14 protein-coding genes are annotated in these 13,151 nt (G+C 61.8%); 12 read left to right on the forward strand and 2 right to left on the reverse strand.

Annotated features, from left to right (window positions below; genetic code table 11):
* Position 1 precedes the first annotated feature (1 nt).
* The 3 genes from adeC (at position 2) to V0R37_RS07685 (ending at position 3,641) form a co-directional block, all read left to right on the forward strand.
* Positions 2-1,438: an AdeC/AdeK/OprM family multidrug efflux complex outer membrane factor gene (gene adeC, locus V0R37_RS07675; RefSeq protein WP_420373966.1), complete on the forward strand. Its 1,437-nt coding sequence runs from the start codon at positions 2-4 to the stop codon at positions 1,436-1,438.
* Between the two features lie 119 nt (positions 1,439-1,557).
* Positions 1,558-2,880, forward strand: coding sequence for an NAD(P)/FAD-dependent oxidoreductase (locus tag V0R37_RS07680; protein WP_420373967.1), 1,323 nt, complete (start codon positions 1,558-1,560; stop codon positions 2,878-2,880).
* 101 nt (positions 2,881-2,981) lie between these two features.
* Entirely contained in the window at positions 2,982-3,641 is a 660-nt protein-coding gene (locus tag V0R37_RS07685; RefSeq protein WP_420373968.1) for a methylated-DNA--[protein]-cysteine S-methyltransferase, read from the forward strand.
* On the opposite strand, the gene smpB is transcribed toward V0R37_RS07685, so the two are convergent.
* Complete coding sequence (gene smpB, locus V0R37_RS07690) at positions 3,638-4,096, reverse strand: SsrA-binding protein SmpB (RefSeq protein ID WP_420373969.1); 459 nt, start codon at positions 4,094-4,096, stop codon at positions 3,638-3,640. The genes V0R37_RS07685 and smpB overlap by 4 nt on opposite strands.
* 57 nt (positions 4,097-4,153) lie before the next feature.
* Here smpB and V0R37_RS07695 point away from each other — a divergent pair, with 57 nt between their 5' ends.
* The 5 genes from V0R37_RS07695 (at position 4,154) to mmsB (ending at position 8,273) form a co-directional block, all read left to right on the forward strand.
* Entirely contained in the window at positions 4,154-4,588 is a 435-nt protein-coding gene (locus tag V0R37_RS07695; protein WP_420373970.1) for a type II toxin-antitoxin system RatA family toxin, read from the forward strand.
* On the forward strand, positions 4,578-4,943 hold the full coding sequence (locus V0R37_RS07700) for an RnfH family protein (RefSeq protein ID WP_420373971.1): 366 nt from the start codon (positions 4,578-4,580) through the stop codon (positions 4,941-4,943). The genes V0R37_RS07695 and V0R37_RS07700 overlap by 11 nt, the downstream gene beginning before the upstream one ends.
* Positions 4,944-5,060: 117 nt before the next feature.
* Entirely contained in the window at positions 5,061-6,215 is a 1,155-nt protein-coding gene (locus V0R37_RS07705) for an acyl-CoA dehydrogenase family protein (RefSeq protein WP_420373972.1), read from the forward strand.
* Positions 6,212-7,348, forward strand: coding sequence for an enoyl-CoA hydratase/isomerase family protein (locus V0R37_RS07710; RefSeq protein WP_420373973.1), 1,137 nt, complete (start codon positions 6,212-6,214; stop codon positions 7,346-7,348). Before V0R37_RS07705 ends, V0R37_RS07710 begins: the two co-directional genes overlap by 4 nt.
* Positions 7,349-7,388: 40 nt before the next feature.
* Complete coding sequence (mmsB, locus tag V0R37_RS07715) at positions 7,389-8,273, forward strand: 3-hydroxyisobutyrate dehydrogenase (protein ID WP_420373974.1); 885 nt, start codon at positions 7,389-7,391, stop codon at positions 8,271-8,273.
* 58 nt (positions 8,274-8,331) lie between these two features.
* Here the strand turns inward: mmsB and ygfZ are convergent, their stop codons facing one another.
* Positions 8,332-9,270 carry a CAF17-like 4Fe-4S cluster assembly/insertion protein YgfZ gene (ygfZ, locus tag V0R37_RS07720; RefSeq protein WP_420373975.1) on the reverse strand — a complete coding sequence of 313 codons (939 nt, stop codon included), beginning with the start codon at positions 9,268-9,270 and terminating at the stop codon, positions 8,332-8,334.
* Positions 9,271-9,407: 137 nt separating this feature from the next.
* On the opposite strand from ygfZ, the gene mltG reads away from it, so the two are divergent.
* The 4 genes from mltG (at position 9,408) to V0R37_RS07740 (ending at position 13,067) form a co-directional block, all read left to right on the forward strand.
* Entirely contained in the window at positions 9,408-10,418 is a 1,011-nt protein-coding gene (gene mltG / locus V0R37_RS07725) for an endolytic transglycosylase MltG (RefSeq protein WP_420373976.1), read from the forward strand.
* A 97-nt stretch (positions 10,419-10,515) separates the two neighbouring features.
* Positions 10,516-11,175: a dTMP kinase gene (gene tmk, locus V0R37_RS07730; protein WP_420373977.1), complete on the forward strand. Its 660-nt coding sequence runs from the start codon at positions 10,516-10,518 to the stop codon at positions 11,173-11,175.
* Positions 11,172-12,224 carry a DNA polymerase III subunit delta' gene (holB, locus tag V0R37_RS07735; RefSeq protein WP_420373978.1) on the forward strand — a complete coding sequence of 351 codons (1,053 nt, stop codon included), beginning with the start codon at positions 11,172-11,174 and terminating at the stop codon, positions 12,222-12,224. Before tmk ends, holB begins: the two co-directional genes overlap by 4 nt.
* A gap of 72 nt (positions 12,225-12,296) precedes the next feature.
* The gene (locus V0R37_RS07740; RefSeq protein WP_420373979.1) at positions 12,297-13,067 is read left to right on the forward strand and encodes a TatD family hydrolase; all 771 of its coding nucleotides are present in this window, start codon (positions 12,297-12,299) and stop codon (positions 13,065-13,067) included.
* The last annotated feature ends 84 nt before the right edge of the window (positions 13,068-13,151 follow it).

The following is a 13,151-nucleotide window of genomic DNA, read 5'->3' on the forward strand; positions in this document are numbered from 1 at the left end:
CATGACGTTGACTACAAGAACTCTGGGCGCGGGTGTGCTGCTGACCCTGATCCTGCAGGGGTGTGCTTTGGCCCCTCGCTATGAGCGGCCAAAGGCGCCCATTGACGCTGCATGGCCTCAGGGCGAGGCTTACGCGGCGGATACCTTGGCCGGCAGCGCCGCCGATATCGGTTGGGAAACCTTCTTCAAGGATCCGGCCCTGCGGCGGCTGATCGGGGCGGCATTGGACAACAATCGCGATCTGCGCGTTGCCGCGCTGAATGTGGAAGCCTATCGGGCGCAGTACCGCATACAGCGCTCGGATCTGTTTCCGTCGGTCGATGCGGTGGGCAATGGCGCTCGCCAGCGCCTGCCGTCCGACCTGTCGCCCACCGGTGCGGCGGACATCGGCAGCCAGTACGATGTGGGGCTGTCCACGTCGTACGAGCTTGATTTCTTCGGCCGTGTGCGCAGCCTGAATCGCCAGGCGCTGGAAACCTATCTGGCCACTGAAGAGGCGCGGCGCAGCGCGCACATCAGCCTGGTGGCAAGCGTGGCCGATGCCTATTTACTGTTGCAGGCCGACCGGGCGTTGCTGGGCCTGACACGCGATACGCTAAAGGCATACGAACACACCCTGTCCTTGGTGCAAAGCAGTTTCGATGTGGGCATTGCGTCGGCCATGGAAGTCCGGCAATCCAGGACGGCTGTGGACGAAGCCAGGGCGCAGTTGCAGCGCTACACCCGGCAGATCGCCACTGACGTGAATGCATTGCGGCTGCTGGTGGGAGGCGCCTTGCCGGAAAATTTGCCGCCTGCGCTGGATATTCACGGCCCGGTGCTGGCCGATGTGCCGGCGGGCTTGCCGTCCGATCTCTTGCAGCGCAGGCCTGACCTGCTTGCGGCCGAGCATCGATTGATCGGCGCCAACGCCAGTATTGGCGCGGCGCGCGCAGCCTTCTTCCCCAGCATCCGGCTGACGGCGGGGGCTGGCACGGCCAGCGCCGAAATGTCCGGCCTGTTCGAGGGCGGATCGGGTTCATGGAGCTTCATGCCGAGCATCACGCTGCCTATTTTCCAGGCCGGCCGGCTTGGAGCCAACCTGGATTACGCCGAAATCCAGAAGGACATACGCATCGCGCAGTATGAACAGGCGATACAAACGGCCTTCCAGGAAGTATCGGACAGCCTTGCCGCGCGCGGCACTTACGGAAAGCAGCTAGCCGCCCAGCGCGATCTGGTCAGCAACACTGCCGAGTACTATCAATTGGCCGACCAGCGTTATCAGGAAGGGGTGGACAGCTACCTGAATGTGCTGGACGCTCAGCGGCTACTGTTCAATTCCCAGCAGCAACTGGTGCAGGACCGCCTTGCCCAGCTAAGCAGCGAGATCGCCCTGTACAAGGCATTGGGCGGCGGTTGGACGGCCGGCGCCTCCCGGGCATCGGCGGCTATGTAGCAAAAAGTTTCCCTGTTTGCCGGGTGTCTGTGATATTCATGTATCCGGGCCGGCCGGCGTTGCCAGTCTCGGCCCATATAGCGGCGCGGAACCCTTAAGGCCATAGCAAGGAGAGGACCATGACGGATATCGACGCCCACAGGGTAGTCATTGTTGGCGGCGGCGCCGGAGGCCTGGAGCTGGCCGCCAAGCTGGGGCGCAAGTTCGGCCCCAATCATGTCTGGCTGGTGGACAAGGCCGACGGCCATATCTGGAAGCCCTCGCTGCACGAGGTCGCCGCCGGCACCCTGGATATCCACCGCGAAGGGCTGTCGTACTTCATGCTGGCCAAGGATTGCGGATTCACCTTCATTTTCGGCGAACTCGAGTCGATGGACCGTCAACAGAATCAGTTGTTCCTGAAGCCGGTGTGCTCCCCCGGCACGCGGGAAGAAATCTTCCCGGCCCGCTCGATACGCTACGATACATTGGTATTGGCGGTGGGCAGCAAGTCCAATTTCTTCAGCACGCCGGGCGCGGCTGAATTCGCCATCGCCCTGGATTCCACCGAGGAGGCCGAGCGCTTCCGGCAGCGTTTGCTGCATCAGTTGGTGACGGCCGATCGCCGGAAGTTGGCGGAGCCCGGCTATGTGCTGGATATCGGCATCGTCGGCGGCGGCGCGACAGGCGTGGAACTGGCCGCGGAATTGCTGGAGGCCTGCGCCGACGCGGCGTTCTATGGCTTGAACAAGCTGCAGCCCGGCACCGACATCCGCATTACCCTGCTGGAAGGCAGCGGCCGGATACTGTCCGCCTTGCCCGAAAAGATGTCGGCGGCGGCGCAGCAGCTGCTGCTTGATCGGGGCGTGGTGGTGAAGACGTCCGTGCGCATCTCCGAGGTCCGGCAGGATGTCCTGATCGACAGCGAGGGCAGGCAGTATCCGGTCGACCTATGCGTATGGGCGGCGGGCATTGAAGCGCCGGGGTTCCTGAAGAACCTGGGCCTGGAGGTCAATCGCATCAATCAGGTTGTGGTCGATGCCGGCCTGCGCACAAGCGATCCCGATATATATGCCATGGGCGATTGCGCGCAGGCGCCCTGGCATGGATCCGAGGCGCAGCAGGCCTTGCCGGCCCGCGCCCAGGTGGCGCACCAGCAGGCCGATTTTCTGTTGGCGGCGATGGCAAAGCGCATCAGGGGCGGCGCCGATGCCGGAGAGCGCACATTTCGTTTCCGCGACTATGGTTCCCTGGTGTCGGTGGGCCATAGCCGCGGCGTGGGCAGCCTGATGGGCGTGCTGTCGGGCAAGAACTGGTTTGTGGAAGGCCTGCTGGCTCGTTTGATGTATATGAGCCTGCATCTTATGCATCACCTGGCGGTGCTGGGGCCGCTACGCACCGGCTCCCTGGCGCTGGGACGCCTGCTGACGAAGCGGGGCGCGCCGCGCGTCAAGCTGCATTAGGAGTGGCCGATAGCCGGCCTTGCGGCTTCCCTTTCAGAGATGGCAGGCTCTAGAATGAGATTTTAGCTCCGCCGTCTGGCGGGGCCGTTACGGATTTGCCTATGACCTTCCATGCCCAGATGGCTTCGCCCTTGGGGCGGATTCTGCTCTGTTCCGACGGCGCCCACTTGACCGGCCTGTATTTCGTGGGGCAGAAAGACTGCCCCGCCTTGCAGGGCCTGCCGCAACCTTCGCCCAAGGCCGATCCCACGGCGGGCCTGATGGGCGGCGCCCCCATCAAGGATATCCGCGTGCGCCGGCGGCAGGATGAACTTGATCTGTTCGGCGACGCCGATGGCAAAGCTGGTCACACTGAGGCCTTGCGCCTAGGCCCTTTGTCTCTAATGCAGGAGGCCACCCCTTCGGCCGCTGCGGACGTCTTCGAACAGACCCATGGCGAGCTGGGCGAATACTTTGCCGGCCGGCGACGGACATTTTCAGTGCCTTTGCATCTGGAGGGCACGGCTTTTCAGAAAAAAGTCTGGAAGGCCTTGCTGGCCATACCTTATGGCGAATATGTCTCGTACGGCGACGTCGCGCTGGCGGCCGGGCTGACGGCAGGGCACGGGCGCCCGGTGGGAACGGCTGTGGGGCGCAACCCCATCACCCTGATTGTTCCCTGCCATCGCGTCCTGTCCAGCGCCGGCCGGCTGAATGGCTATACCGGCGGCCTGGAACGCAAGTTCGCGCTGCTCGAACTGGAAGGCCTGATCCTGGGCTAGTTTTTGTTGCGCGTGTCGTGCTTCATGACACGCTCTTTTTCGCGCTGCCAGTCCTTGTCGCGCGCGGTATCGCGCTTGTCGTGCAGCTTCTTGCCCCGACCCAGGCCGAAATCCAGCTTGACGCGGCCGTTTTTGTAATGCAGGTTCAGCGGCACCAGGGTATAGCCGCGCTGTTCGACCTTGCCGATCAGCTTGCTGATCTCTTCGGCCTTGAGCAGCAGCTTGCGTGTGCGTGTGGCATTGGGATGAATGTGGGTGGATGCGGTGGGCAGCGGGCTGATGTGCATCCCGATGATCCATATTTCGCCATCGCGTACGATAACGTAGCTTTCCTTCAACTGCACGTGCCCGGCCCGTATGGCTTTTACTTCCCAGCCTTCGAGCACGAGGCCCGCTTCATAGCGGTCTTCGATGAAGTAATCGTGCGTTGCTTTGCGGTTATCGACAATGCTCATGAATCAATGTGGTTGTAGACTGTAAAATCAATACATTCTATCCATTAACTCCTTTCGATGCATAAAGTACAACGTTCTGTCCTGGTCCCGCACAGCCGCGCGCAAATGTTCGATCTTGTCGCCGATGTGGCCAGCTATCCCGATTTCATGCCGTGGTGCGGCGGAGCCGTGGTGCACAGGCATGACGAGCGCGGAATGGAAGCGTCCATCACCATCAGCATTGCCGGCATCAAGCAAACCTTCACCACCCGCAACGAGCACGATTATCCGGGCATGATCACCTTCCATTTGGTCGACGGCCCGTTTTCAGAGCTGACCGGCAAGTGGGAATTCCAGGAACTGGCGGTGGATGCCTGCAAGGTGGTCTACACCATGGAATACGCCTTTTCCAGCCGCGCGCTCGAAGCGGTGGTGGGCCCCATATTCAACCGGATAGCCACCAGTTTCATCGATTCGTTCACGCAGCGCGCCCAGGCAAAATATGGTGACTGACACCATCGCGATCCAGGTGGTTTACGCGGAGCCGGACACGGTGTGGCAGGCGGACCTTCGCGTGCCGGCGGAATCGACGATAGGGCAAGCGCTGCAAGCCAGTCAGTTCGCCCGGCTTTTTCCGAACTATCCTTACGACGAGCTGAAGGTTGGGGTGTATGGGCAGGAAAACCCTTTGGACCATGTCCTGGCCGACGGCGACCGCGTGGAGATCTACCGGCCTTTGGTGTTCGATCCCATGGAATCGCGCCGCCGCCGCGCGCTGCACAGGCAAGCTTTCATGACCAAACCCAAGAACCGGCCCAGGCGCCGCAAGGCCAAGCTGGCCGCGGGCCTGCTGAACGACGGGGAGTAGCCGTCGATTGTCGTGCATATGACAAAAAAAAACTCGGTAAAGCGCTATGGTGGGCGCTACAACGGATAATGCGGAGCGCATCGGCTCGATGACGACCGCAATGAAGGAGACTGCATCATGGATTTCCGTCTTAGCGACGAACAACAGGCATTTGCCCAAGCCGCGCGCGACTTTGCCGTGGGCGAACTGGAACCCAATGCGGCCCGCTGGGACGCGGAAAGCATTTTCCCGCGCGAGGCCTTTGCCCGCGCCGGCGAACTGGGCTTCTGCGCCATTTATGCGCCGGAATCGATCGGCGGATTGGGCTTGCCGCGCCTGGATGCCACCCTGGTCTTCGAAGAGATGGCGGCCTACGACCCTTCCACCACGGCTTTCCTGACCATACACAATATGGCCACCTGGATGATAGGTTCCTGGGCCACGGAATCGGTGAAACAGGCCTGGGGCCCCGTATTGGCGGCTGGCGAAAAGCTGGCTTCGTATTGCCTTACCGAGCCGGGCGCCGGCTCGGACGCCGCGTCATTGTCCACCCGCGCTGAAAAACGCGGGGCGTCCTACATCCTGAATGGGGCCAAGGCTTTCATTTCAGGCGCGGGCGATACCGATGTGCTGGTCGTCATGGCGCGAACCGGTGCGGCGGGGGCCAAGGGCATTTCCGCTTTCGTGGTGCCGGCCGACACGCCGGGCATTACGTATGGGCGCAAAGAAGACAAGATGGGCTGGAACAGCCAGTCCACCCGGCCCATCACCTTCGACAATGTCGAGATCCCGGCGGAGAACCTGCTGGGCACCGAAGGAGAAGGCTTCAAATTCGCCATGAAAGGCCTGGACGGCGGCCGCATCAACATCGCCACCTGCTCGGTGGGCGCGGCCCAGGGCGCCTACGAGGCGGCCAGGCGCTATATGGGGGAACGCCGGCAGTTCGGGCAGGCTCTGGCAAGCTTCCAGGCCTTGCAGTTCAAGCTGGTGGACATGCTGACGCATATCGTGGCGTCGCGCCAGATGGTCAGGCTGGCGGCCGCCAAGCTCGATGAAAACGACCCTCAGGCGTCTTCTTACTGCGCCATGGCCAAGCGGCTGGCCACCGACCTTTGCTTCCAGGCCTGCCTGGACGGTCAGCAGATCCATGGCGGCTACGGCTACCTCAAGGACTATCCTCTTGAGCGCCTGGTGCGCGACACCCGCGTCCATCAGATCCTTGAGGGCACCAATGAAATCATGCGCGTCATCGTGGCGCGCCAGCTACTCGAGAAAGGGGCCGATATCCGATGAATTCCCCGGTGTTGTTCCAGGAGCTGGATACCGCCAACGGCATGAAGGCCGGGGTGGCGACGTTAAACAGTCCTCAAACATTGAATGGCCTGTCGCTGGAAATGTGTGCGCTGCTTGCACGGCAGTTGCGGTTATGGGCCGACGACCCCGGTATCGCCGTGGTGATCCTGAACGGCGCCGGCGAAAAGGCTTTTTGCGCCGGCGGCGACCTGCACAGCATGCATAAGGCCATGCGCGAGAATACCGGCGGCGATGCCTGGAACAATCGCTATGCGCGTGAATTCTTCGCTGCCGAATATAGCCTGGACTATCAAATACATACCTATCCCAAGCCCATGCTGTGCTGGGGCAGCGGCATCGTCATGGGCGGCGGGGTGGGCCTGATGATGGGCGCCAGTCATCGCGTAGTCAGCGAAACCACCCGGTTCGCCATGCCCGAGATATCCATCGGCCTCTTTCCCGATGTGGGCGGCACCTGGATGCTGTCGCGGCTGGCGGGGGGCATAGGCTTGTTCCTGGCGCTCACCGGCGCCCAATTGGGGGCCAGCGACTGTCAGTTGCTGGGCTTGGCCGATTACACGCTGGATTCGAGCCAATGGGAGGCCCTGGTGGCCCGTATCAAGGGTTCATCCTGGTCTGACGATAGGCGGGATAACGATAGCGCGCTGCGCCGCCTGCTTCTGGATCTTCAAACAACAGAGCCGGCTTCGCCGGGACCGCTGCAAAAGCACCATGCCTTGATTCGGCGTGCCTGCGATGGCAATGATTTCGATGCAATATGCGCCAATGTCCTTGCGCTGGCCGACCATGAAGACCCCTGGCTGAAGCGGGCGGCGGCCACTTTCCGGGCCGGCTCGCCCGGATCGGCGCGCCTTGGGTTTACCTTGCTGCGTAGGGTTCGCCTGCTTGCCCTGGCGGATGTGTTCCGGATCGAATATATCGTTTCGCTGCAATGCGGCGTACAGGGCGATTTGCAGGAGGGGATACGCGCCTTGCTTATCGACAAGGACAGGCAGCCCAAGTGGAATCCCGCCACCTTGCGGCAAGCCGACGATGCCTGGGTGCAGCGTTTCTTCCAGCCGCCCTGGCCGGACACGGTTCCCCATCCGTTGGCGGACCTGGGCCAGGCGTAGAGAATTATTCATTGCCATCAAAAAGACAGGAGACAAAAAAATGAGTCGCATTGCATTTATAGGCCTGGGCCACATGGGCGGGCCCATGGCCTTGAATCTGTTGAAGGCTGGCCACCAACTGACCGTGTTCGATCTGCTTCCCGCCGCCGTCAAGACGGCAGTCGATGCCGGCGCCACGGCGGCGCCGTCGGCCCAGGACGCGGTCAAGGGGGCCGACGCGGTGGTGTCGATGCTGCCGGCCAGCAAGCATGTGGAAGGCCTGTATCTGGGCGAATCCGGCTTGCTGAACCACATAGCCGCCGGCACCTTGGTCCTGGAGTGCAGCACCATTGCTCCGGAATCGGCCCGCAAGGTTGCGCAAGCGGCAAAAGACAAAGGGGTGCGCATGATCGATGCGCCGGTATCGGGCGGCACGGGCGGCGCGGTGGCCGGCACGCTGACGTTCATCGTGGGCGGCCAGGAGGCCGACCTCGATGCGGCGCGGCCCTACCTGGAAAAGATGGGCAAGAATATCTTTCACGCCGGCGAAGCCGGCGCGGGGCAGGTCGCCAAGATCTGCAACAACATGCTGTTGGGCATACTGATGGCCGGCACCTCGGAGGCCCTGGCTCTGGGTGTTGCCAATGGGCTCGACCCAAAGGTCTTGTCGGACATCATCGCCAAGAGCTCGGGCCGCAACTGGGCGACCGAGCTATACAACCCCTGGCCCGGCGTCATGGAGCAGGCACCGGCGTCCAAGCATTACGCCGGCGGCTTCGGCGTGGACCTGATGCTGAAAGACCTGGGGCTGGCGGCGGAGTCCGCCTTGAATGCGCGCGCCTCGGTGCCTCTGGGCGAACTGGCCCGCAACCTGTATTCGCTGCATAGCGCGCAGGGCAATGGCGCACTGGATTTCTCCAGCATCCTGAATCTGTATAAAAAATGAATATTGCCGGCCGTTCGCCTTCTGGCGCATGGCCGGCAACGAAAGCGGCGGCTGCGGTTCAGGCGCCGCTTTCTATTTCATAGGGCAGGGCGGCAAGATCGATGGCCGGCCCGTCGGCTTGCCCCAGCCTGAAATCGGCGCTGCCCAGATCGGCAAGCTGCACCTCCATAAGCACCCGGATGCCGGCCGGATCCGCGGCGGCATTGACGATGCGTCCGCAGGGATTGTCGGGCCGCAAGGCATCGAAGGTATCCGTCGCGGCCAGCGTTTCCGCGTTCAAGTCGCGGCCGGAAGCGATCAGGCCGCCGGCCATGCGCCGTTTCACCGTTCCCCGGTAATGGCTGCGCGCCACCACTTCCTGGCCCGGGTAACATCCCTTGGTGAAGCTGACCCCGTCGATCAGGTCCAGGTTCAAGGTCTGGGGAATGAATAGGTCTTGCGTGGCCGACTGTATCCAGGGCAGGCCGGCCGCGATATCGCCCGCCCGCCAGGAGGCGGAATCGCCGTCGAGTCCGCATGAATCCTTAGCGGATTCATGCGTGACCCGCCACCATCGCCGCATATCGGGGTCGGCGCTGGGGGCGGCAATCCATGTGCCTGCCTCGTCGTGGGCGACGGTCCATGGCGAAGCCGGCCCCGGCATGCCGGAAGGGGCGTCGGCCTGGGTCATGCCTGCCACGCCGCAGTCCGTCAGGCGCAGCTTGGCTTTGGCCCTTAGCACGAACATCGACAAACGCTTGATCAGGGATTCCGCGATGTCGGCTTTGACGAGCATCAGTATTGCGGGGGCTTCGGCGGATGCCCGGCGCCAGACGACCATACTGGCCAGCAGCCGTCCCTTGGCCGTGCAATAGCCCGCCAGCCGGGCCTGATCGGGCGCCAGGCCCGAAACGTCGTGGGTCAATTGCCCATGCAGGAAGTCAGCCGCATCGGCGCCGGAAACTTCAATGACGGCCAGATCGGGCAGGAGGGCGGCAAAACGTTTGGAATCGTTCATAAGAAATACGGCTCACCACAAAAGACACAGATATATACAGCGTTTATGATAACGGGCTTCCAGCTTCCTTGCCGGGATGTCCCTGGCTGTCCGGGGGCCGCAACACGGTCGACGCACTGGGCTAAACTTCAGGTCTGATGAAAAAACTTAAAGCTGTCATCCTCTCTTTACTGCTGATCGTCGCCCTGGCGGCGCTGGCCTTGAGCGCCGCCGCCTGGTACTGGACGGAGCAGCCGGTCGAACTGTCCGCCGAGCGCATCGACTATGTGGTCGAGCCGGGCAGCCGCCCGCGCAGCATTGCGCAATTGATGAACAAGGCGGGCATACGCATCAACGAAGACGCCTTCGTGATTCTGGCACGGCTGACCGGCAATGACACACAATTGCAAGCCGGCGCCTACGAGGCCGTCCGGGGCGATACGCCACGCAGCCTGATGGAACGCATGGCCAACGGCGACATGACCCAGACCCGGCTGACGTTGCTGGAGGGCTGGACCTACCAGCGCATACGCCAGGCGCTGCGCGAAGCGACGCAGGTCAGGCAGACATTGGGTGAAACCAGCGATGCGGATCTCCTGAAACGGCTGGGCGCCAACCAGGATAGCCCTGAAGGCCTGTTTTACCCGGACACCTATGTGTTCGTTCCGGGCACCACTGATTTTGACATCTTACGGCGCGCCTACCATGCCCAGCAGCAGTTGCTGGACACGCTGTGGCGCGATCGCGATCCGCAATTGCCGCTGAAGACGCCGTACGAGGCCTTGATCCTGGCCTCCATCGTTGAAAAGGAAACCGGCCATAGCGCCGATCGAAACAAGGTTTCAGGCGTGTTCGTCAATCGCCTGCGCATCGGCATGCCATTGCAGACCGATCCTACCGTCATTTACGGCATGGGCGATGCCTACCAAGGGCGGATACGAAAAAAAGACCTGACCACGGACACCCCATGGAACACCTATACGCGTCCGGGTCTGCCGCCCACCCCTATTGCCAGCGCCGGCAGGGCGGCCCTGGAAGCCACCCTGCATCCGGAGTCGCATAAATTCCTGTATTTTGTCTCCAGAGGCGATGGCACCAGCGAATTTTCATCGAATCTCACGGCGCACAATCGCGCCGTGGCGAAATTCATCCTGGGGCGGCGCAATTGATACGCAGCGTTCAATGTCCGCTTTGCCGCCGCGCCGCGCAGGACTTCCGGCCTCTTGTCTTTGGCGTAATCAAGCTGGATTTTTGGGAATCGATGTAATGGGCAAAGGCTTCATGATTGTCTGCGACGGCAGCAATGGCGCGGGCAAGACTACGGTGATCAAGGCCATCGAAGAACACCTGAAAAGCAGGGGGCTGCAAGCCGTCATCACGCGCGAGCCGGGCGGCACGCCTATCGGTGAAAAAATCCGGGACATCCTGTTGTGCCCCGATACGCCTGAAATGTGCGATGTCGCCGAGCTGATGCTGTTCGGCGCCGCTCGCGCCCAGCACGTGCAAGAAAAAATACTGCCCGCCATCCGGGCGGGAAAAGTGGTGGTTTCCGACCGATTCGACGCGGCGACCTTGAGCTTCCAGCATTACGCGCGCGGCCTGGATATCGGCCTGGTCAAGCAAATCAATGAGTTGGCGCTGGACGGCTTCAGGCCCGATATGAACATCATCCTGGATCTGGATCCCGTCCTTGGGCTGGAACGGGTGCATCAGCGCGGAGAGCGGCTGGACCGGATGGAGACGCAGAAGCTGGAGTTCCTCCAGAAGGCCCGGCAAGGCTATCTGGAACAGGCCCGCCTTTCCCCTTCCATGTTCAGCATCCTGGATGCCTCTAGGCCGCTGGCCGAGGTGGTGTCCGATGCGCTGGGCGTCGTGGACGAACTGATCCGGCGCCATGGCGGCCAGATGGCGGTCGGGACTCCATGAGCGACCTGGCGCAATTCCTTCCGTGGCAGCGCGAGTTCGCGGCCAAGTGGCTGTCGCAGCGTAAGCGTTTCGCCCATGCCTGGCTGATACACGGCCTGCCCGGCATCGGCAAGCGCCAGTTCGCCCTGGCCGCCGCCGGCAGCCTGTTGTGCGAGTCGCCGGACCACGGACTGGCCTGCGGCCATTGCGCAGCCTGCCTATGGCTGGCCAGTGGCAATCATCCCGATTTGCGCCGTATCCGCCCCGAAGCCGTGGCGCTGGAGGAAGGCGCCGCAAGCGGCGACGACGAAGGCGAAGCGGGCGCCTCGCCCGCAAAGAAAGCGCCATCCAAGGACATACGGGTGGATCAACTGCGCGCGCTCAGTTCCTGGTTCAACACGGCCACGCATCGCGGAGGCTGGCGCGTGGCCGTGCTGTATCCGGCGCGCGCCATGAACGCGATCACGGCCAATGCCTTGCTCAAGGTCCTTGAAGAACCGCCGGAGCATACCGTCTTCCTGCTGGTGGCGGATGCGCCGGACCGCCTGCTGCCTACGCTGGTATCGCGCTGCAGGCGCCTGCCCCTGCCCGTGCCCGATGCGGCTCAGAGTCTGGTCTGGCTGAAGGAGCAAGGTGTCGATGCCGCGGAGCAATGGCTGGCCGCGGCGGGAGGGGCGCCCTTGCTGGCAAGGCAGTTGGCCCAGACCGGCGCTCGTCCCTGCCCGGAATGGCTGGAAGAATTGATTTCGATGCTGGCCGACGCCAGGACGCCCGATATCGGGCCTTTGGCCGATCAACTGGAAAAACAGCCTCCCGAAACCTGGATCGACGCCTTGCAGCGCCTGTTCCTGGATTTGCTGCTTGCGGGCGCCGATGCCCCCGTCCGTTATTTTCCCAGCCTGGATAAACAAATACGCCGCGTGGCATTGCGCGCGGCTCCGGCCGGTCTGGCCGAAACCGGCAAATGGCTTGCGCAGCAGCGAGCCGTCGCCGGCCATCCCTTGAACGCGAAGCTCTTCGTGCATAGCGCACTGCAAAGAGTGGCCTTGGCGTGCAGTCCGGCGCCATAAATTCGCTAAACTAGGCACAGGCCGGCGTCAGACGCCGGTGGTGCTTATTCATCATAGATTTCCATCGAGACCATGTACGTAGACTCCCATTGCCATCTGGATTTTCCCGAGCTCGCCCAAAATTTGCCGGATATTCTCGGACGAATGGCACAGAACCAGGTCAGCCATGCGCTGGTGGTCAGCGTCAATCTGCCGGATTGGCCCGGGCTGATGGAGCTGGTCGCGCCCCAGCCCAATCTCTATGCCTCGGTCGGAGTGCACCCCGATTACGAGGATACGCCCGAACCCACGGTGGACGAGCTGGTTAAACTGGCGCAGTCGCCCAAAGTGGTTGCCATAGGGGAAACGGGGCTGGACTACTTCCGCCTGGCCGAGCCGCTGGAATGGCAGCGCGAACGTTTCCGCACCCATATCCGGGCCAGCCGAAAAAGCGGACTGCCGCTGATCATACATACGCGTTCGGCCAGTGCGGATACTTTGCGCATCATGAAGGAAGAGGGCGCGGACCAGTACGGCGGCGTCATGCATTGCTTCACCGAGTCCTGGGAAGTCGCCCAGGCCGCCATGGAATTGAATTTCTATATCTCGCTTTCCGGCATAGTCACCTTCAAGAAAGCGGCGGACCTGCAGGAATTGGCAAAAAAGCTTCCGCTGGACCGACTGCTGATCGAAACGGATTCCCCTTACTTGGCGCCGGTTCCACACCGGGGGAAAATAAACGATCCTTCCAAAGTAATGCACGTGGCAGAGAAGATAGCGGATCTCAGAGGCATCCCGGCCACTCAGGTGGCAGAGCATTCAACGGATAATTTTTTCAATCTTTTCAATAAAATAGAACGATAAATTAAGGTAATTTATTTAAAGTATTTTATCTAAAGTGATTTATTTAAAGTAATTTACTTAAAGTGACTAATTAAAAGTAATTTA

Origin of the sequence: Pollutimonas rozaliensis (assembly GCF_048751585.1) — a bacterium.
In the GTDB taxonomy this organism is placed as follows: Bacteria; Pseudomonadota; Gammaproteobacteria; order Burkholderiales; family Burkholderiaceae_B.

Excerpts from the sequence above, each read along its gene's own strand:
- mltG (WP_420373976.1), top strand. The coding sequence starts at position 9,408 with ATGAAAAAACTTAAAGCTGTCATCCTCTCTTTACTGCTGATCGTCGCC.
- holB (WP_420373978.1), top strand. The coding sequence starts at position 11,172 with ATGAGCGACCTGGCGCAATTCCTTCCGTGGCAGCGCGAGTTCGCGGCC.
- V0R37_RS07705 (WP_420373972.1), top strand. The coding sequence starts at position 5,061 with ATGGATTTCCGTCTTAGCGACGAACAACAGGCATTTGCCCAAGCCGCG.
- tmk (WP_420373977.1), top strand. The coding sequence starts at position 10,516 with ATGGGCAAAGGCTTCATGATTGTCTGCGACGGCAGCAATGGCGCGGGC.
- V0R37_RS07700 (WP_420373971.1), top strand. The coding sequence starts at position 4,578 with ATGGTGACTGACACCATCGCGATCCAGGTGGTTTACGCGGAGCCGGAC.
- V0R37_RS07740 (WP_420373979.1), top strand. The coding sequence starts at position 12,297 with ATGTACGTAGACTCCCATTGCCATCTGGATTTTCCCGAGCTCGCCCAA.
- V0R37_RS07685 (WP_420373968.1), top strand. The coding sequence starts at position 2,982 with ATGACCTTCCATGCCCAGATGGCTTCGCCCTTGGGGCGGATTCTGCTC.
- ygfZ (WP_420373975.1), bottom strand. The coding sequence starts at position 9,270 with ATGAACGATTCCAAACGTTTTGCCGCCCTCCTGCCCGATCTGGCCGTC.
- V0R37_RS07680 (WP_420373967.1), top strand. The coding sequence starts at position 1,558 with ATGACGGATATCGACGCCCACAGGGTAGTCATTGTTGGCGGCGGCGCC.
- adeC (WP_420373966.1), top strand. The coding sequence starts at position 2 with ATGACGTTGACTACAAGAACTCTGGGCGCGGGTGTGCTGCTGACCCTG.
- V0R37_RS07695 (WP_420373970.1), top strand. The coding sequence starts at position 4,154 with ATGCATAAAGTACAACGTTCTGTCCTGGTCCCGCACAGCCGCGCGCAA.
- smpB (WP_420373969.1), bottom strand. The coding sequence starts at position 4,096 with ATGAGCATTGTCGATAACCGCAAAGCAACGCACGATTACTTCATCGAA.
- V0R37_RS07710 (WP_420373973.1), top strand. The coding sequence starts at position 6,212 with ATGAATTCCCCGGTGTTGTTCCAGGAGCTGGATACCGCCAACGGCATG.
- mmsB (WP_420373974.1), top strand. The coding sequence starts at position 7,389 with ATGAGTCGCATTGCATTTATAGGCCTGGGCCACATGGGCGGGCCCATG.